General features: G+C 60.5%; 20 protein-coding genes. All 20 read right to left on the bottom strand.

Features of this window, described 5'->3' with window-relative positions; translation table 11 throughout:
- Window positions 1-34: 34 nt before the first annotated feature.
- Window positions 35-1,000, bottom strand: coding sequence for an iron chelate uptake ABC transporter family permease subunit (locus AC3EA7_RS21010; RefSeq protein ID WP_488616035.1), 966 nt, complete (start codon window positions 998-1,000; stop codon window positions 35-37).
- Between the two features lie 23 nt (window positions 1,001-1,023).
- Window positions 1,024-1,383 (bottom strand): antibiotic biosynthesis monooxygenase family protein, encoded by a 360-nt coding sequence (locus tag AC3EA7_RS21005; RefSeq protein WP_488616034.1) that lies wholly within the window; start codon window positions 1,381-1,383, stop codon window positions 1,024-1,026.
- 20 nt (window positions 1,384-1,403) lie between these two features.
- A complete protein-coding gene (locus AC3EA7_RS21000) occupies window positions 1,404-1,727 on the bottom strand; it encodes a hypothetical protein (protein WP_488616033.1) in 324 nt (107 codons plus the stop codon).
- The gene (locus AC3EA7_RS20995; protein WP_488616032.1) at window positions 1,724-2,689 is read right to left on the bottom strand and encodes a cytochrome c biogenesis protein; all 966 of its coding nucleotides are present in this window, start codon (window positions 2,687-2,689) and stop codon (window positions 1,724-1,726) included. The genes AC3EA7_RS21000 and AC3EA7_RS20995 overlap by 4 nt, the downstream gene beginning before the upstream one ends.
- A gap of 41 nt (window positions 2,690-2,730) precedes the next feature.
- Complete coding sequence (locus tag AC3EA7_RS20990; RefSeq protein WP_488616031.1) at window positions 2,731-3,114, bottom strand: hypothetical protein; 384 nt, start codon at window positions 3,112-3,114, stop codon at window positions 2,731-2,733.
- Window positions 3,115-3,134: 20 nt separating this feature from the next.
- Window positions 3,135-4,211, bottom strand: a complete 1,077-nt coding sequence (locus AC3EA7_RS20985; RefSeq protein ID WP_488616030.1) for a FecCD family ABC transporter permease — start codon at window positions 4,209-4,211, stop codon at window positions 3,135-3,137.
- Window positions 4,208-5,296 carry a heme/hemin ABC transporter substrate-binding protein gene (locus AC3EA7_RS20980; protein ID WP_488616029.1) on the bottom strand — a complete coding sequence of 363 codons (1,089 nt, stop codon included), beginning with the start codon at window positions 5,294-5,296 and terminating at the stop codon, window positions 4,208-4,210. Before AC3EA7_RS20980 ends, AC3EA7_RS20985 begins: the two co-directional genes overlap by 4 nt.
- A gap of 10 nt (window positions 5,297-5,306) precedes the next feature.
- On the bottom strand, window positions 5,307-6,104 hold the full coding sequence (locus AC3EA7_RS20975) for a heme ABC transporter ATP-binding protein (protein ID WP_488616028.1): 798 nt from the start codon (window positions 6,102-6,104) through the stop codon (window positions 5,307-5,309).
- Window positions 6,105-6,281: 177 nt separating this feature from the next.
- Entirely contained in the window at window positions 6,282-6,788 is a 507-nt protein-coding gene (locus AC3EA7_RS20970) for a GNAT family N-acetyltransferase (protein ID WP_488616027.1), read from the bottom strand.
- A 113-nt stretch (window positions 6,789-6,901) separates the two neighbouring features.
- Window positions 6,902-8,188 (bottom strand): isocitrate lyase, encoded by a 1,287-nt coding sequence (gene aceA, locus AC3EA7_RS20965; protein WP_488616026.1) that lies wholly within the window; start codon window positions 8,186-8,188, stop codon window positions 6,902-6,904.
- Window positions 8,189-8,209: 21 nt separating this feature from the next.
- On the bottom strand, window positions 8,210-9,781 hold the full coding sequence (gene aceB, locus AC3EA7_RS20960) for a malate synthase A (protein WP_488616025.1): 1,572 nt from the start codon (window positions 9,779-9,781) through the stop codon (window positions 8,210-8,212).
- A 232-nt stretch (window positions 9,782-10,013) separates the two neighbouring features.
- Window positions 10,014-10,877: a formate dehydrogenase accessory sulfurtransferase FdhD gene (fdhD, locus tag AC3EA7_RS20955; RefSeq protein WP_488616024.1), complete on the bottom strand. Its 864-nt coding sequence runs from the start codon at window positions 10,875-10,877 to the stop codon at window positions 10,014-10,016.
- 11 nt (window positions 10,878-10,888) lie between these two features.
- Window positions 10,889-13,111 (bottom strand): FdhF/YdeP family oxidoreductase, encoded by a 2,223-nt coding sequence (locus tag AC3EA7_RS20950; RefSeq protein WP_488616023.1) that lies wholly within the window; start codon window positions 13,109-13,111, stop codon window positions 10,889-10,891.
- A 212-nt stretch (window positions 13,112-13,323) separates the two neighbouring features.
- Window positions 13,324-14,577, bottom strand: a complete 1,254-nt coding sequence (locus tag AC3EA7_RS20945) for a hypothetical protein (RefSeq protein WP_488616022.1) — start codon at window positions 14,575-14,577, stop codon at window positions 13,324-13,326.
- 201 nt (window positions 14,578-14,778) lie between these two features.
- Window positions 14,779-15,165 carry a type II toxin-antitoxin system VapC family toxin gene (locus AC3EA7_RS20940; protein ID WP_488616021.1) on the bottom strand — a complete coding sequence of 129 codons (387 nt, stop codon included), beginning with the start codon at window positions 15,163-15,165 and terminating at the stop codon, window positions 14,779-14,781.
- A complete protein-coding gene (locus AC3EA7_RS20935) occupies window positions 15,162-15,386 on the bottom strand; it encodes a type II toxin-antitoxin system Phd/YefM family antitoxin (RefSeq protein ID WP_488616020.1) in 225 nt (74 codons plus the stop codon). Before AC3EA7_RS20935 ends, AC3EA7_RS20940 begins: the two co-directional genes overlap by 4 nt.
- Before the next feature lie 122 nt (window positions 15,387-15,508).
- Window positions 15,509-18,052 (bottom strand): GIY-YIG nuclease family protein, encoded by a 2,544-nt coding sequence (locus tag AC3EA7_RS20930; RefSeq protein WP_488616019.1) that lies wholly within the window; start codon window positions 18,050-18,052, stop codon window positions 15,509-15,511.
- Between the two features lie 116 nt (window positions 18,053-18,168).
- On the bottom strand, window positions 18,169-18,495 hold the full coding sequence (locus AC3EA7_RS20925) for a GIY-YIG nuclease family protein (RefSeq protein ID WP_488616018.1): 327 nt from the start codon (window positions 18,493-18,495) through the stop codon (window positions 18,169-18,171).
- 120 nt (window positions 18,496-18,615) lie between these two features.
- Entirely contained in the window at window positions 18,616-18,879 is a 264-nt protein-coding gene (locus AC3EA7_RS20920) for a hypothetical protein (protein ID WP_488616017.1), read from the bottom strand.
- 122 nt (window positions 18,880-19,001) lie between these two features.
- Window positions 19,002-19,142, bottom strand: a complete 141-nt coding sequence (locus AC3EA7_RS20915) for a hypothetical protein (protein WP_488616016.1) — start codon at window positions 19,140-19,142, stop codon at window positions 19,002-19,004.
- Window positions 19,143-19,331 lie beyond the last annotated feature (189 nt).

Here is a 19,331-nt window from a genome sequence, read left to right as displayed (position 1 = left end):
TGGATCGATTATAGCATGGCTCTTTACGGAAACGTCACTTTCTGATGCGCGCAATCAGGAACGACCCAACGCTCAACACAGCCAGAAGCGCGCCTGCGGGCATCTCGCTCACCAGGCCGGGCGAGGGCAACAGCATTGTCGCTCCTCGAGCCGCGAGATCGACACCGAGCAACAGGACCGCACCCAACAGCCCGACGACAATCATCTGTTGAATGCCAGACGTGGCGACAGGGCCCGCCAACCGCACTGCGGTCTGCCCGATCCACCCAATAGCGCCGACGGCAACAACAACAGCGGCGACTGCCAGTGTCGCACCTGCGTAGCGCATCCAGGACAGCCCCGGCTTGGCTACACTTCCTGTCACAACCGGTACGGTCATAAGAAAGAGAACCCAAACGCCACTCCACGTCTGCCAGTCGCGCTGCTCCAGGCTGCCGAGGGACCAGCGCACCCAGGTGGCAACCCGAACATCGCTTATCAGCAGAGCAAATGCCAATGCTGGCGCAAGCATCGCAATGCTTACTCCGACGATTCGACGTTGCCGTGTGCGCGGCAACCAGCGCAGCACAACGATACAGGCCGCAACACCGACTCCACTGCCGATCAGCGCTCCCGGCATAGCCCACTGCATATTTCCCGTAACTGTGAACGCAGCAATCGAACCCAACGCACTCAGCGACATCACACCACTCCACCCAGGATCGTGAACCTCTCCGTCTCCGGCGATCCGGCTCAGGATCAGCGTCGCAAACGCCGCCAGAGCGCCGGCGCAGCAAGCCAGGAGCGTTCTGGGAAGCCGTATGTTGAACAAAATAGCCGTTGCGATCGGGTCGGACGCCGGTACCACGATTGCGGTCAGCAGGCGTTCCGGCGAGAGCATGACGACGCCAAGCGCCAGGCTCATTCCAAACAGGATACAGAGCAACACGCCGCTGAGCGCTCCGAGTCGAACAAACCCTTTCCCTGAAGCGCTCGACGGTAAGTCTAACGTTTGTTCCATCAAACACCTCCACCAGGCGACAGTCATCCATGCGCCCGGAATGGCTCGCCACGCGGCTCGGGAACCAGGTCGGGACGACTGGTATCAAGCACGACCTCGTGCAACTCCAGTTTGCTGGGGGCGCTGAAGGTTTCGGGGGGCAACGTGTTCGAGCGCGCATGACCCAGACGAAACGCATCCGAGCGTACCCAGTTCTCAAAATGCTCCCGACTCTCCCAGACCGTCAGAACGATATACGGATCGCCGGGATTGACCGGACGCAGCAACTGATTGCTGACAAATCCCGGCATTTTATCGACCAGACCGGCGCGATTGCGAAAGTTCTCCTCGAACAGATCGGCATAGTCCGGGTTGACGAAAATTCGATTGGCAGTGGTAATCATGTACATTCCTCCTCTGGGGATCATTTCGCCCATCGTCCAACTGCTTTTGGGACTGATCGTAGCCATTGCAACCCTCCGAGCGCCTCGACGCATCCATATGTCAGGGCTGCATACCATGCCATCCACGACCACTGATCGGCAGCGACGGATGGCGACTCCGTCGCCGCAGTCGGTTGAGGAGTCATTTCTTCCGGTCGCTGTGCCGATCCTGGCGGGTCGCTCTTCAGATCACGCTGCAGAGAACGCAGTTGCGCACTAACTTGCGCCAGGTAGATGGCAATAGTCACCCAGACCAACAACACCGTCGCCATCGAGACGTAGATTGCGGATGTACTCTCGCTCATGCCAGCGCCACCTTTCGCTGTGCAATCTGCACTTCGAGACTCAAGACCTGTGAACGAACCAGGAACATCCAGATGAACATCATTGTGAAGCCAAGGTTCGATGCCAGAAAGACCCACAGTGTACGCTGATTCGCCAGCAGCCCGCTCCCCGGCGCTTCCATATTGATACGCGCCTCGCCGCGCTCCAGATCAACCGACTCGATAGCCAGCGTGAAACGCTGTCCGGGGAACGTCGGTCGGTCGGTATAGCTACGTGATGCAAGGTCGTATCCAGGCCGCAAGATCGCCTCACTCGCCAATCCCGGCGTACTGACTTTCACCTGTGCCACAACAATGTCTCCCTGTCGCTCAAGCCCCAGCAGTTGCACTTTCTGATCGCCTAGTTGTCCGACGTGCCCGATCTTCAGCGTAATGCCATCACAGTCGCTGCCTTTGATAAATGCGCAGTTTGGATGCAGCGTACTATCCGCCATACGCGGTGCAACGAACATCAGGAACGGCATCGTCACAAACGCAAACAGACTGTAGACCGCCGCCAGACGCCGCCGCCGTTCCGGGTCATCGATGGCGCTGCGCAGCGCAAAGAGCGCAGCGTAAATCAGCAGCAGAATCAGGATCGTCACCTGGCGCGGGTCCCAGTTCCAGAAGACACCCCAGGCGATCTGCGAGAAAACCATGCCGGTCAGGGTCGACAGCAGAGTGAAGATCAACCCGCCTTCGGCAGCGGCAGTCGCCTTCGCATCATCATCGGGACGCCGCCGGCGGAGATACAGGGCGCTGTAGACCGCCGAAATCGTAAACGCAATGACTGCCACCCACGCGGTCGGAACATGGACGATGACGATCCGTCCGGCATCACCCAGACCCTGGTACGGCGGGATAACGACGAATGTTGCAATCATCACCCCTGCCAGCCACACACCAACGAGCAGTTTCCCTATGGATCCGAGTCGTTGAGCCATACCCATGCTTTCCTTTCGTAGGGCACAATGCCAGACACGCCTCAGTTATTGTCAAATGCCAGTGGTAGCGGGATAGGCGTCAGATCCAGTTTCTGGCTTGCCTCGCGGCAGAGTTGCACAAATACGAGCAATTCTTGAGGCATAAAACGCAGAACGACGTTATCAAACGCCAGAAGCAGCGCTCCATACTTCTGGTCAATCCAGATGCTGCGCTCGACGCCGGCGTGCGCAACACACCCCGCAGCCACTGTGTCGTTCTGCACTGCCGCCTCCGCCAGACCATGCATCAGACTGAAATCATCCTGATGCACAGCCACCGCCAACGGACCGAAATCCAATTGCAATCGTCCATCGCTCAGGAGCAGAACATGCCAGTTGCGCCCATTGTGCGCTAGCACACGATACGGGGCGAGACGAAAATTCATAGCATACTCCGGTCACGCAATCATCCCCAGCCGTACTGTCGTCTGGCGCGCAGGATCAGCGCCAGAAAGAACGGTCCTCCTGCAAAGGCAGTGATCAGCCCAACCGGAATTTCGGCAGGCGCCGCCATTATGCGCGCCAGCAGATCTGCCAGGATCAGCAGGCTGGCGCCCCCAAGCGCGCAGGCAGGCAACAAAAACCGATGATCCGGTCCGGCAATCAGGCGCACAATATGTGGAACGATCAAGCCGATAAAGCCAATCGGGCCGGCAAGTGCCACGGCAGTGCCGGTGGCGAGCGCCGCCAGCAGAATGACCGCACGCTTTACTTGTTCGACGTCGATACCTAGATGGCGCGCCTCGCTTTCACCAAGCGCAAACAGATTAAGCGCCCATCCCAGACGCGGCGCCAGCAACAACGCCAGCCCAATCCATGGCGCTGCAACGATCAGGGTCTCCCAGAGCGCGCCCCCTAACCCACCCATCGTCCAGAAGACAATCGAACGGAGTTGCGCATCATCCGCCAGGTAAGTCAGCAACCCGGTCGTTGCGCCAGCCAGCGCGTTAAGCGCCAGCCCGACGAGGAGCAGAGTCGCTACATCGGTGCGTCCGTGACGCTGCGCCAGCCGATAAACGAAAAACGTCGTTGCCGCGCCGGCAAGGAATGCCGCCAGCGGCAGGGTCATCAACCCGAACGACGATATGCCGAGTACGATCACCGTCACAGCGCCGAGCGCCGCGCCGCTGCTGACGCCGATCAAGCCAGGGTCAGCCAGCGGGTTGCGAAACACTCCCTGAAGCAGGGCGCCGCTCACCGCCATCCCTGAGCCGACCAGCATGCCAAGCAACACCCGCGGCAGGCGAATCGTCCAGAAGATCGCCTCTTGTTGCGGGCTGACGGAAACATCGATCAGAATGCCGAGCTTTTTGAGCAAAACCGCGCCGATCACATCCGGTGGCACAGCGACGGGTCCGACACCTGCGCCAAGGAGCAAGGTCGTCAGCAGCAGCAGGAACAGCGCTGGCAGCAACCCGATACGTCGCCATCCAGACCGATAGCGCAACGCTGCGTGTGGCTGAACCGTCGATGCTGCGCTCACGGTCGGTTCTCCTGTGAGGCAATCTCATAAAACGCGATTGCGAGATCGGCAAGCGCCTGCCCGGTGCGCGGACCCATACCAAGCAGGTAGAGGTCATCGAGTGCAATAATGTGGCGCTGTTTCCCGGCCGGCGTATCGGCAAGACCCGGGATGGTCAGCAGGCCATCGACGCCGCCGACCGACTCCAACCCTTTCTCCAGCACCAGAATAACGTCAGGTTGCGCCGCAACAACCACTTCGGGGCTGAGCGGCTTAAACTCCGCAATCCCCGCCTCAGCGCCCGCGTTAAGCCCGCCAGCAGCGGTAATCATCACATCGACCGGCGTCCTACTGCCAGCCACCTGCTGCACATCCGTACCGCGCAGGTAGAGGAAGAGAACATGCGGCGGGTTTGAAATCCGGTTTGCCAGGTCGCGTGCGCGGGCGATCTCGGCTTCGACCTGCGCTGCAAGGCGTTCACCACGCTGCGGGATGCCGAGCGCCTGCGCGACGAACCGAATCTTCTGCATTGGGGCATCGAGGGTTGGCGGGTCGGCAGTGATCGCCACCGGCACGCCTGCGGCGCGGATCTGCGCCAGCGCCTCCGGCGGACCGGCAGCCTCATCGCCGATAATGAGCGTCGGATTGAGCGCCAGGATGCCTTCAGCGCTCAACCGCCGTTGATAGCCGATGTTAGGCAGCGTCTTTGTCCGTTCGGGTGGATAGGTGGCGCTGCTATCGACGCCGACGATGTAATCTCCCATGCCAAGCGCAAAAATAATCTCGGCAATGTCGCCATTCAGACTGACGATTCGCTCGATCGACGTAATGGTGACCTGTTCCCCCTGATAATCGACAACGGTTGCCGGAAGCTGCGGTTCCGCCTCTCCTGGCACAGTCTCTCTGCCAACAGATAGACCCACGGATGGAGCGGGAAGCGACACCGGCGCGGGCAACATCGTTTCGGCGGGCGGCGCCCCACTAGAGGACGACGGTGTCCCACAGGCGGTAAGCAGCGCCGCACACGCCAGGCTGAAACCAAGGAACATCCGACGCGGTCGGCGTCTTGTTGCGGATGAATGGCGACCCGATTTCCAGGGCGTCATATACGCCTCCTTACGCGAGTAAAGACTGATGATCAGGGAATGTCAGCAGCAATGGAACGCCCGTATGCGGATGCGGACAGACCGTCACCGGAATACCGTAGACATCACTCAACACCTCGGCACGCAGCACCTCCCAAGGAACGCCAATGGCGACAAGCCGTCCCTGGTGCAGGAGACCGATCCGGTCAGCATATGCAGCTGCCAGGTTGAGGTCATGGAGCACGATGATCGCAGCCCCGCCCTTGTGAGCGGTTGCGCGCGCCAGGCACAGCGCCGCGTGTTGGTGGCGCAGATCGAGCGCAGCGGTTGGTTCATCAAGCAGCAGCAGCGGCGCCTGCTGCGCCAGTATCCGCGCGATACTGGCACGGGTCTGTTCGCCGCCGGAGAGGGTCGGAAACAACCGTCGCGCAAATGGCAACATTTCGGTGTGGGCAAGGGCCTCCTGCACAATAGCGATATCTGCCTGCCCTTCCGCCCTTCCGCGCAGATGCGGTGCGCGCCCCATCATCACCACCTCGAAGGTGGTAAAGGGAAACGTTACACTGATGCGCTGGCGCAACACTGCACGTTGCAACGCCTGAGCGGACGCTGGCAGCCGTGCCAGCGAAACGCCATTCAACATCACCTGACCCGCAGTTGGTTGCAGATCTCCGGCAAGCAGGCCGAGCAGCGTACTCTTCCCTGCACCATTGGGGCCGACAATTGCCACTACCTCGCCAGCGTTGACCGCCAGGGACACCCCATCGATCAGGCAGCGACCGTCAGTGTGATAGCTGAGTGCGCACGCTTCGATGATCGGAGCAGACACACAATCCCCCAGATCCAGGCGTGGCAAAGCCTCGCATGGTGTTCGACAGGATAGAAAATGCTCAATGTGAATTGCTAACGCCGGAGATTAGTATAGTCTAATAAATACTATTCGTCAAGTAGAAATTGAGGAAAGCGGACTAGCGCATACGAAGGTGTGAAGTCGAACCCATCACGTTTACTGAAGCAAGGAGTAGCCGCTGCCGCCGTGCAAGCGCAGGCTCAGCGTTTCAACTGTAGTGGAGCAGAAGAAGCGACGATGCCGCTCAAAACCGAGCCGTTCGTACCAGGCGCGGGCGCGGTCGTTCTCCCAGCCGACCTCGAGTTCCACTGTGCGGCAGCCATGCGCGCGCGCATAGGGCAGCAGGCTCGCCAGCAGCGCACGCGCCAGGCCGCGCCCGCGACACGCAGGCGTCACATATAACTCATCGATCAGCAGGAAACGTCCGCCCGCTTCGATCGACAGGCCCAGCGACCCGACAATATACCCGGCGATGTCGCCATCAACGACGGCGATGTGAACGACGCCATACTCCGGGTGATCCAGCAACGCACGAAAGGCATCGCGGGTGCATTGCGGATCGAAGGGATCGCCGTCGCCGGTGTGGAGCGCCTCGACCAGCGGCAAGAGTGGATCGAGGTCACCAGCGGTGAAGGAGCGAATCACGGGTGTGCCGTATTGCATGGCGTTTTTCAACACAACACGCAGTAGGGGCAGGTCTCAGACCTGCCCCGACATAACCGACCCCGACATGACCAACCCCGACGTGACCGGACCCAACCGACCCAACGGCGCCATCAATGGAACTGCTCTTCCTCCGTCGAACCGGCGAGCGCAGTCGTTGAGGACAGACCGCCAGAGATAATGGTGGAGACCTCATCGAAGTAGCTTGTTCCCACCTCGTGCTGATGCCGGGTTGCCGTATACCCTTCCTGCTCGGCGGCAAACTCCGCCTGCTGCAATCGCACATAGGCGGTCATTCCCTCGGCGACATAGGCTTTGGCGAGCTCAAAGGCGTGGTAGTTGATCATATGCCAGCCAGCCAGCGTAATGAACTGGAACTTGTACCCCATCGCCGCCAATTCACGCTGGAACTTCGCAATCGTCGCGTCGTCCAGGTTCCGCTTCCAGTTGAACGATGGCGAGCAATTGTACGCCAGCATCTTGCCGGGGAACTTTGCATGGATGCCTTCGGCGAACCGGCGCGCTTCGTCGAGATCGGGATGCGCCGTCTCACACCAGATCAGGTCGGCATACGGCGCATACGCCAGACCGCGCGCAATCGCCGCGTCCAGACCGCTCTTCACGCGATAGAACCCTTCCGGCGTGCGTTCGCCGGTGATGAAGGGCCGATCGTACTCATCGGCATCAGAGAGGAGCAGCGTCGCCGCCTGCGCATCGGTGCGCGCGACGAGCACTGTCGGCACGTCGAGCACATCGGCTGCCAGGCGCGCCGCCGTCAGCGTGCGGATGAACTGCGCCGTCGGCACGAGCACTTTGCCGCCCAGATGCCCGCACTTCTTTTCCGACGCCAGTTGATCCTCAAAGTGGACCCCCGCCGCACCCGCTTCGATCAGCGCCTTCGTCAATTCAAAGGCGTGCAGCGGACCGCCAAAGCCCGCCTCAGCATCAGCAACAATCGGCGCATACCAGTAGATGTCATTTTTCCCTTCCATCGCATGGATCTGGTCGGCGCGCATCAGCGCATTGTTGATGCGGCGCACCAGCGCCGGGACACTGTTCGACGGGTAGAGACTCTGGTCGGGATAGGTCTGTCCCGCCAGGTTTGCATCGGCGGCGACCTGCCAGCCGCTCATGTAGATCGCCTTGAGACCGGCGCGCACCATCTGCGTCGCCTGCGCGCCGGTGAGCGCGCCAAATGTGGCGACATACGGCTCGGTCTGCAACAGGTCCCACAGCCGGCGCGCTCCCACACTCGCCAGAGTATGCTCAACCTTCAACGTACCGCGCAAACGCACCACATTGGCGGCGCTGTAGTCACGGCGGATGCCCTGCCAGCGCGGATCGGTCGCCCACCTGCGCTCCAGATCGGCGATTTCCTGGTCTCGATGGAACGTAGCCATAGCAACACTCCTTTGTGCACCCTAATCCAGACGACGGTAGCCGGGGATGGTCAGGAACTCGACGAACTCGCGCGACAGCGTCAGTTCGTCGAGCAACTCAGCCGCCAGCGCAAAGTGGTGATCGCCGGTGCGCGCTGAGACGAGCGAATGCAATTCTTCGTCACGCAGGGTCTTGTACATAGCCGCATCGATGGCGCGCCCATCGTCCAGTCTGGCGTTGTACCGCACCCACTGCCAGATCTGCGAGCGTGCGATCTCAGCCGTCGCCACATCTTCCATCAGGTTGAAAATTGCCACTGCGCCGCGGCCACCCAACCATGCCTCGATATACTGCAAGGCGACGTTGATATTGTTGCGCAACCCTGCTTCCGTGATCGTCCCCTGCGGGATCGTCAGCAGATCGGCAGCGGTCACGTGCACCTCCGGCACATAATGGATCTGATGGTCGCCCTGATACGCAGTGTCGAAGACTTCGAGCACGGTTGGCACCAGATCGGGATGCGCCACCCAGGCGCCGTCGAACCCCTGCTTTGCCTCGCGTTCTTTGTCGGCGCGCACCTGCGCCAGCGCACGCCCGGTAATCTCCGGCTCACGCCGGTTCGGAATGAATGCCGACATGCCGCCCAGCGCGTGGGCGCCGTGCTTATGGCAGGAATAGACCACGAGTTCCGCCGCCGAACGCAGGAAATGCGTCGTCATGGTCACCTGCGCGCGATCCGGGAAGATCCAATCGTTGCGATGATTGAACGTCTTGATGAAACTGTAGATATAGTCCCAGCGTCCCAGGTTCAACCCGCTGCTGTGTTCGCGCAATTCGTACAGGATTTCTTCCGTCTCGAACGCCGCCAGGATATGTTCAATCAGCACGGTGGCGCGGATCGTGCCGTGCGGAATGCCAAGCCGCTCTTGCGCAAAATGGAACACATCGTTCCACAGTCGGGCTTCCAGATGGCTCTGCATCTTCGGCAGATAGAAGTACGGACCGCTGCCGCGCCGGATCAACTCGTGTGCGTTGTGGAAGAAGTAGAGGCCGAAATCGAAAAACGCGCCGGCCACCGGCTCGCCGTCGACGTGCAGATGCTTCTCGACGAGATGCCAGCCACGCGGACGCACTGCCAGCGTGGCGGTGACGTCGTTCAGACGATACTCACGCCCCTCTGGACTGACGAACGTGATCGTCCGGCGCACGGCATCGCGCAGGTTGCGCTGCCCCTCGACCATATTCTCCCACGTTGGCGCATTCGCGTCCTCAAAATCCGCCATGAACACCTGCGCGCCGGAGTTGAGGGCGTTGATCACCATACGCCGGTCGGTTGGACCGGTAATCTCCACCCGCCGGTTCGAAAAATCGGCGGGGATCGACGCCACCTTCCAGTCGCCGCCGCGAATCTCTGCCGTCTGGGTCAAAAAATCAGGCATTGCGCCCGCTCTGATGTTCGCCCAGCGCTGTTCGCGCACCGCAAGCAAAGCACGCCGGCGATGCTCGAACTGACGCGCCAGGGCGGCCACAAAATCGAGCGCTTCAACCGAGAGGATCTCCGACCACTCTGGTCTGGTCGGACCGAGGATTTCGACACGCTGCGGTGTGTCCACTGTTTTCCTCCTTGAAACAACCAGGCGCACTCTCTATATTAGTGACGCCGGTTACAATCTTGCGTCGCGCGAAGGGAGACCAGCCTACGCCGTTCGGTAGACCGAATGTAATGTTTCATAATACACCGGTGCTCTGCGCGACGGTGCTTTCAGTATACCCTATGTTGCACTGCGTTATGAGAACGATCAGGCGAAAAGAGGGGAAAAAGGGCGGTCCAATAAGGAAATTCAATCACTCTATTGGGATTCGCTGTGCGCCGGCGTACACATTGAACGCCGCGCCGCGCAGGAATCCGATCAGAGTCATATTGAACCGCTGCGCCAGGGTCGCCGCCAGCGTCGATGGCGCGCCGACCGCTGCGACCACCGGGATGCGCGCCATCAGCGCTTTCTGCAGAATCTCGAAGCCCGCCCGCCCGCTGACCAGCAGGATCGCCCGGTTCAATGCGGCAAGACGCCCCTGGAGCAGATGCACGCCGATCAGTTTATCCACTGCATTGTGCCGTCCAATGTCCTCGTGAAGCGCAAGGAGATCGCCGTCAGCGTCAAAGAGCGCGGCGGCGTGCAGCCCGCCGGTTTTCTGGAAGAGCGCCTGCGCGCGGCGGAGTGCAGCATCCATGCCGGCCACGACCGGAAGCGAGACGCGCAGTCCATCATCGTCGGGCAGCGGCGCACAACCGCGAGTACGCAACGCCTCGAGCGACGCTTTGCCGCAGACGCCGCACGATGATGAGATATAGAACAGACGCCGGGCATGGGTCAGATCGGGTTGCACCCCCGGGCGCAGGTCAACCGTGAGGGTATTGAAGCGCGACTCTGCATCACTGTCTGGATCGGCGCAGTAACGAATGGTTGCGATGTCGTCACGCGCGCGCACGATCCCTTCGCTGAACAGGAATCCGGCAGCCAGCTCGAAATCTTCACCCGGCGTGCGCATGATTGTCGTCAGTGGGATGATGTGCGTTCCGTCAGCGCTGTGAAGCGCCAGGCGGATCTCCAGCGGCTCTTCGACGACCAGCGTATCCCGGTCGCGTGTCGGTCGTCCGTCGCGCACCCGGATGACGGTGCGCCGTTGCACGTTGGGTTGGGTGAGCATGGCGATCTCCCTCACGCATGATCCAGCCGCTGCACGGTCACAATCGCTTTGTACGCGGGCACGCCGGAGTCGGGATCGCGGCGATGGGATGCGATCAGGACGTTCCCTTCGGGCCAGTGGACCTGCACGTTGCGCGGTTTCATCGGCGCGTACTTCACCCGCGCCCGCATTTCGCCCGCTTCCGACCGGATGAGCACCATGTCGCCTTCGCGCACGCCCAGTGCGGCGGCATCGTCCGGGTTGATGAGCATATCGTCGCGCCGCGCGCCGTTGAGCGGGTCGCGCTCGCCGTGGATGAGCGAGTTAAACTGCTTGCCACGGCGGGTTCGGAGCAGAAAGGCGCCATGGGGCAGCGACGTGTCTGGCGGCGTCAGCGGCGTCATCACTGCGCGACCGTCGGAAGTGGCGAAGACTCCATCACGGCACAGGATGCGCCCGCCCCATTGCACATGGTCGCCGGTGCGCCGCAACCGCTGAATGCCGTCGTACTCCGGCACGATGCGCGCAATCTCGTCGCGAATCTGCTGCCCGCTGTCAAAGTGAACGAGATGGGCGCGCTCCGGCGTTACCCGTTCCGCCACTTGCATGAAGATTTCCCACTCACTGCGCGCTTCTGCCGGCGGCGACACGATCTGCGGTGAAAAGATGACCTCACGCTCGGTGCTAGTTTCGGTACCGCCGTCGCACTGCTCATAGCGCGTGGCGGCGGGCAGCAGAATAACCGTGTCCGCCGGATCGACCAGCATCTGCGAGGTTAGAATGATGTCCTGATGCACCCGCAGCGTCGGGCGTGTCAGCGCCGCGCGAATGTACTCCGGGTCGGGTAGCGTGTCGAGAAAATTACCACCTGCCGCATAGAACACGTCGATCGCGCCGGCGTGCGCCGCATCGAGCATGTCGCCGCAGGTCAGCCCCTTCCATGCCGGCACATCGAACCCCCACTGGGCGCTCAACCAGCGCGCCTGCTCGTCATTCACCGGTCGTCCGCCGGGGAAGGTGGCGGCGGTGCACCCCATTTCGCCGCCTCCCTGAACGCCGCTGTGCCCGCGGATCGGCATGACGCCGCAGAACTCGCGCCCGATAAAGCCGCGCGCCAGCGCCAGGTTCAGGATTGCTTTGACATTCTCGACGCCGTGTTCATGCTGAGTAACGCCCATGCTCCAGACGAAAACAGCGCTCTTCGCCTGCGCCAGTATCTCAGCAAAGGCGCGCATCTCCTCGCGGCTCGCGCCGCTGGCGCGCTCCAGCAGTTCCCACGATTGCGTTTCAAGATGCGCTTTCACCTGCGCAAAACCGCTGGCATGCTCCTCAATGAAAGCGCGGTCGATCCAGTCGTTTTCGATCAGATGCCTGAGCGTTCCATTCAGGAATGCAATATCGCCGCCGGTATGGATCTGGAAGAAACGGTCGGCGAGACGGGTGCCAAACAGCGCGCTCTCGAAGACGCTCGGCACCCAATAGCGTTCCAGCCCTGGCTCGCGGCACGGGTTCACCACAAAAATGCGCGTACCCTGCTGCTTCGCATAGTAGAGATACTTGGTCGTGACCGGTTGATTGTTCGGCGCGTCGCTGCCGATGAAGACCAGGGCATCGGTTCCGATCCAATCGCGGTAACTGCACGTCGACGCCGCCACGCCAAGCGTCTGCTTCATGGCGGTCGTGCTGGGGGCGTGGCACAACCGCGCGGCGTTATCCACATTGTTCGTGCCGAGAAAGCGCGCCGCCTTCTGCGCCACATAGTACGTTTCGTTCGTAATGCCGCGCGAGGTCAGGTAGAACGCCACGCGCCGCGGATCGGTTGCGCGTATGCGGTCAGCGATCAGGTCGAGCGCCTGATCCCACGTGATGCGCCGGAAGCCAGCATCGCCGCGCTGGCGGATCATCGGGTACGGGAGGCGACCGAGGGTGCGCAGTTGCCTGCCATTCAGGGCGCGCAGCCCGGCGACATCATCAAGCTGGCGGATGTCGAGCGGCGGCATGGTATTGAGCCGCAGCAGGTTCAATCGCACCGTACAGAGATGAATGCCATCCATCGTAAAATCGCGCAGACCGGCAGTGCCGAGGGCGCACCCATCACACACGCCGTCGCGCAGGATGCGCCACGCAGCGCCGAGGTTATCGCGGTTCTCCCAGAAGGTGCGCACAATTTCCCAGTAATGGTTCGGCTTCACGTGGCCCAGCCCATTCGGAACAAGGCTGACCCACGTAGCGGGGTTGAAGCCGCGCAGTTTCATAGCGCCTCCTTCGCAGTTGCGGAGAAAAGGGGACGACTACCACGTATTGTACCAGGGATCAAGCCCTCGTTGAGACGGACGACCTTATGGGGTTTGAGAAAGCAAGCTGGCATCGCGCGGTCAAGCCCGCGCCGGCGGGCTTCGCTTTCCATAGCCCGCGACTTCAGTCGCCGGGCGGGAAGGCGGATAGCGGAATAATTATTCAAAGTCCATCAGCCGCCGGGCGGACGGGAGGACGACCGGCGCAATGGCAGCCAGATCAGGGCGATCAGCGCCAGGCTGACGGCATGGAGCGGCAATCGCCACCACCAGGGGGCGACTTCGTCGAACGCATCGACCGGTTGCACTTCGGGTCGGAGCGGCGCGGCTTTCGACCATGCCAGAAATGCGTCGCCGACCGGCAACACCCCCAGCGCGTAGCGTTTCTCGCCGCCAATCTCGATCCCCATGCCCAGGAACTCGCCGCCAAACCGCAGCGGTTCCGCCAGGCGGACATCGCCCCACGCGCGCGCCGCGCCCAGCGTCACGGTCGTTGCCGACAGACTGACCCCCGCCAGCAGTGGACCGGAGTCCACATCACCAGCGCCCTCCTGCCCGTGCGGATACTCGCGCACCCCCGGCAACCCTGCAACGGTCGTGACGAACTGCGCCCGGAAACGCCGGTATTGATCCAATCCCCATTCTGGATCGACTGCCGGAAGAAAACGCGCGATGATGCTCTGCGACGAACCGCGTGCGCCATTGATCGGTTGCCCGCTCTGCGGATCGGCGCGGTGCGAGAGCAGCCCGGTCGCCGGGTCGATCCGCTCCCGCGCCATTGCAATCCAGCGCGCAATCACATCGCTGTAACGCGCCTCGAACAGGTCATTGCAGCGCCGCAGCGCAGCAATGCCAACCACGCTATCGACGGGCCATGCCTGATTGGGGTAGGAGGTGAGAAACGGCGTGGCGCTGCGGGCAAAGGCGGCGCTCAACGCCTCACAATCGGCAGCAACCCGCGCCACCCGTTCCGGCGCACGTTGATCGGGCGCCTCAAGCGCCAGGATTCCCGTGCGCAGCCACGTCCCCCAGCCAACGACGAACACCCCGAATGGCGGATCGAGAGCAGGAGTGAACGGCGCGAGCGCCGCCGGCGAATCCAGTTGGCCGGCAGCCCGCCACGCCTCCGCGATCGCCTGCGCGCGCAGCGGGTCGTCGGCGGCGACCGCAGCGCCGGCATCGACCCAGGCGAGACCATACAACACGTGGCTGAAGAAGAACCCTTCAGGGAAGAGCTGCTGCATCTCCTCGCCAGCGCCGCGATCCAGCGCGCCGCGCAAAAACCGCAGTTGCGCCACGACATCCGGCGGAATCCGCCCCGGTCCCGCCACGTCCGCCGGCGGCAGATAGAGCCGAAGCTGGATGAGCAGGAGGGGAATAGTGCAGAGGAGGGCGAAGAACTGAACGATACGTCGGATAATGGTCATTGGCTACGATTGACCGTAATAAGGTCTTTCTCCTCGTCAGAAAGCCATTATCGCCGCTATCATACCGCAAAATTCAGGTTTCTGAGCCATACACAGAGACGAGGCAGGCAAACGGCACCGAGATCAGCCGCTGCGACCGAGCGCAGCGAGGCGAAGCCTGTCGGGTGCATACGCTGGTTAGCCAGCGCATTTGTCTTTCGCTCACCACAAGCGCATAATGCCATAGGAATCAAATGCCGCATCACTACTCACCAGGGACATCTGCTCGACTTGAGCTTGTGCTACCGGTAAACGATCAAATGGATCGCGATGATGAAAAGGCAAGGTCACGACCTTTGCCGTATGGCTAAGCGTGATACCAAGCAGCCCGATTCGATTCACGCTCAATTGGTGCGGAATGAACGTCTCAAAAGGTTGTGCCAATTGCAATCTGCCAAGACTGATCTTGATCGCCATCTCCCACAGACTGGCAACACTGAGATAAACATCGTTGCTTATGTCTTCAATCAATGCCCGTGCACTTGGGCTGAGGCGCTCATCCCCGCCGATAAACCAAAGGAAAGCGTGCGTATCGAGGAGTAGTCTCATGGCATATACGCGTTAAGGTCAGGGAGAGGTGCATCAAAATTGTCCGCCATAACAATCAATCCTTTTGCACTCCCGAATTGGCGGTGTACGACAGAGGTCACAGGCGCCAGTTGTACGGCTTCTTGAAGGTCTTTGATTATCAGTACCGTTTCCCCTCTTAACACGGCGTTAATCAATTCGAGCAAACGACCTTTCGCTTCTTCTAAATTGACTTTGAGCATTTTATTCACCTTCCTGAGTTCTCGTCGTGCATTGCGTTGCCTTGCGCTGGCTAACGGTCGGGTTCAGCCGCACGCGGAGCGTGTGGGCTGCAACCCATTGTTAGCCCCTTCTCATCTTCATTTCATGGCCGTTTTTGGTAACTTTCACTTTCAACGGCCTCATTGACGAATGTCGCTCCGTATTCCTGCCGCCGCAGCACCGTGTCGTACAGACCGATATCTTCTCCCTCGTGCCGATTGACGCCCACATAGACCAGGCTGGGGTCTTCGTAGCGCTTAAACTTGTACACTGCATCGTTCATCAAAGCGCTGTTAAAAACACCCAAACTCACCAACAACTCAAAGTCTTGCTTGGTAATGCCGGTTACACGCTTGAACAACTCTGGTTCCAGTTGGGTAATCACATCACGCAGCGTGCGCTCGCGGTAATCGGTGAGATAGAGAAAGATGGGAATGCGCGTGGCAAACTTGATGAGCTTCTCTTGGATTTCCTTGCGCTTGCTCTTGAATTCTTTCTCCTCTTCCGTGAGTTGCCGCTTCTCCTCGCGGGAGAGTTTGCGTTCGTTGGTTTCGCGCTTGGCCTTTTTGACCGCCTCAGATTTGTTGATGATGGTCTCGATGTCCTGATTCAGGTTGCGGAAGCCCTCGATACTCATCAGCGCCCGCATGGCTTGCTCGTTGGCCATCAGTTGCCGCAGGGTGTCGTTATCCACGTTGACCAGCAGGGCGCTCTCCCAGCGCCGCGCTAACAGGGTGGCCGTGGTGCCGCTCATCGCCATCTCCAGCACGCCGGCGGCATCAATCTGGCGCATCGAAGTGCCGTCATAGGCCAGCACCGGCAAGAAACGGATGAATTCTTCAACCTTCTGCTCCGGGTCGTCTTCGTTGACGTTGAGGCGGGTGCTGTAATCGGCAATCTGACGCAGGGCGCGGTCGGGCGCGAAGTCGAAGACGTAGCACTCCGACTTGAGAATCAGTTCCTCGTTTGGCGACAGCCCGTCGGGGTTGGTGAGCGTCCAGGGGCTTTGCACGCGGAAGGCGGCTTGGAAGTAGGTCTCCGGGCTGGAGGAATTGCGCAGCATGAAGATGCCTGTCCAGGGGCGCACGGTAACGCCGGTGGTCAGTTTGCCGCAGGTGAGGGTGATGGTCTTCGTCTCCAGCGGATTGCCCATCGCCTCCAGCACGGGCGGCAGGGCAGCGGCGCCAATGCCGGCTGACGCGCCGGCGGCGACAATCACCTTGTAGTCGTGATAGAAACGGTTTTGCCGCTGCGCGAGCAGGTCGCGCATGGCGTAGCAGGCGGCCACGCTGGGCAAGAACCACAGCGTATGGGTCAGCGCCGAAAGCAAACGCACGTCCGAAAACGGCAAAGGCGGACGCCGATCGCGCCCCAACTTTAGGTCGTCAATGCTGGCCGGAAGATACACGCCGCGAATCAAATCCAACCACTTTTGCACCTCGGCCTCGTATTTGAATTTCGCCTTGTCGCCGACGCCCTCGGCGGAGAAGAACACATTCAGGTCGAACTCGTTGAACTCGCCCTGCAGGGCCACCTGCCGAATGTCCTCCGGCAACTGGTAGGTCATCAGCACCATGCGCGGCAGGGCGGCGTAGGGGTTAGGGCCTTTCGTCTCATCCCACTCAGCCTTGGCGCGCTGCTCGTCGGAGTAAGTCCAGTTGTAAATCTGCTCTTCAATGAACTCGCCGCTGGCGATGGCGCGGAAGGGCGTGCCGGAGAGATACAGGTAGTGATTCGACGTGATGGGAAGGATGTCTTCCTCGAAGTAGTCAATGGCTTCGCCTTCGGCGGCTTGGCGCTCGCGCTCGTCCTCGGCCTCGAACAGGTCTTTGGCTTTCTCGCGCCAGGCGCCGTAGTGGTATTCGTCGAAGATGACGCAGTCCCAGTGGGTGGTGTGCACCCATTCGTTCTTGGTCTTGATGCCGCCGGTGGAGGGATTGCGGCCCAGGTAATCTTGAAACGAGCCGAAACAGACAATGGGCTTGGATTTATCGGCCTTTTCGTAGGTCAAACCCCCAGGCTTGATGAACTGCCAGCCCTCAAAATCCACATGCGTACGCAGGTCCTCTTCCCAGGCGCTCTGCACGGCGGGCTTGAAGGTCAGCACGAGCACCTTTTTCCAATCCATGTGCTTGGTCAGTTGATAGGCGGCAAAGGTCTTGCCGAAGCGCATCTTGCAGTTCCAGAGGAAGTGCGGCGGCTTGCCGTTTTCGCGGCGGTAGCTCTGGAAGTAGGCCATGGTCTTCTGGATGGCGGCTTCCTGCTCGGGACGCAGGCCGAAGTCCTGGCTGCGCTGCTCTTCCAGCAACTGCCCTTGCCGCAAGGCGTTGATCGCCGCCTTGACCTGCTCCACCGTGCAGCGGAACCACTCGCCGCCTTCCTGCTTGATACCGTTGATGCGCAGCATGCGGTGCACATCGCGGTCGGTGAAGGTTGTGCCGTCGTTGCGAATAGCGTCTTCTTCCAGCACAATGCGGTAGGGCAGCGGCCCGGGGCGCAGGGTCGGATACTGCGCCGCCACCCGCTCCTGCACGCTTTTGGTGGTGTAGCCTACCTTGAGCAAGCCCGCGTACTGCGGATTGGTGTCTTCGTAGGCGTAGATTTTAGGCGCGACCTTGGGCCGGCGGGGGAAGAAGTCGTTTGTCATGTGCCTTTCTTTCCTATGCTTGTGGCATTAAAAAGGCTTTATCATTCCTCATGCCTGTTGTCACATCAGGCCCCTGTTGTCATTTCGAGCGAAGCGAGAAATCTCACCAACAAGGATTAAGATTTCTCCTCGCTGGCGCTCGTCGAAATGACATGCCACTCCAAACTCAAATCTTTCCATTCCGGATTCATGGTCATGACCAATCTGTTTTTCTTTTCCCGACGCCACTTTTTGATTTCCTTTTCTCTGGCAATGGCAGCGCGGACATCCGTCACGTGCTCGTAATACACCAGCTTGTTTACGTTGTACTTTTTGGTGAAGCCATCCACCAACTTGTTCTTGTGTTCGTACAACCTGCGTTCAAGATTGTTGGTCATACCAACATACATGACCTTGTTGTTCCAATTAGTAAGAATGTACACGTAGAAGTTGCGGTCTTTCATAAGGTTTCTCCTTCGCCGCAAAGCGGCTTGACCGCATCATTTCGAGCGGCGCAGCCGCGACTGTTGTCATTTCGAGCGGCGCAGCCGCCACTGTCATTTCGAGCGGCGCAGCCGCCACTGTCATTTCGAGCGGCGCAGCGCCACTGTCATTTCGAGCGGCGCAGCGCCACTGTCATTTCGAGCGGCGCAGCCGCGACTGTCATTTCGAGCGGCGCAGCCGCGAGAAATCTTGCGCCTTGGGGGACAGGATTTCTCGCCTGCTCCGCAGGCTCGAAATGACAGGCGGTCGAACGTCGTTTCGAGCGGCGCAGCCGCCACTGTCATTTCGAGCGACAAAGCCGCGACTGTTGTCATTTCGAGCGGCGCAGCCGCGACTGTTGTCATTTCGAGCGGCGCAGCCGCGAGAAATCTTGCGCCTTGGGGGACAGGATTTCTCGCCTGCTCCGCAGGCTCGAAATGACGGGCGGCCGAAATGCCAGGCATGGTTTAGGCGCGGTGGGAAGAACTCACTCATTGCCATTTTCTCCGTTGGGTTCGTCTTCGGCGGCAGTCTTGGCAGCTGCGTCGTTGTCATCGGCGGGCATAGGGCGCACCATCTTTTCAATGAAGGCGATTTCTTCAGCGGTCAGCCCGTATTTTTGGTTCACTACCGTACACTTTTTTTCTGGGGGTTGACTTATGGTATACTCCATGGTGAGTCCCAGCCCTAGGAGGAATCATGAGCGACAACGTACGCCGATACCGTGCCATCCGCCAAGCCTTGAACCGGCTCTACCCCCACGAACCGCAAGGCAACCTTGCCCGCCACCTGAATACCTTGGCAGGGCTGATCAGCG

The organism is Roseiflexus sp. (assembly GCF_057785375.1).
This window is presented reverse-complemented; position numbering and strand designations above follow the sequence as displayed.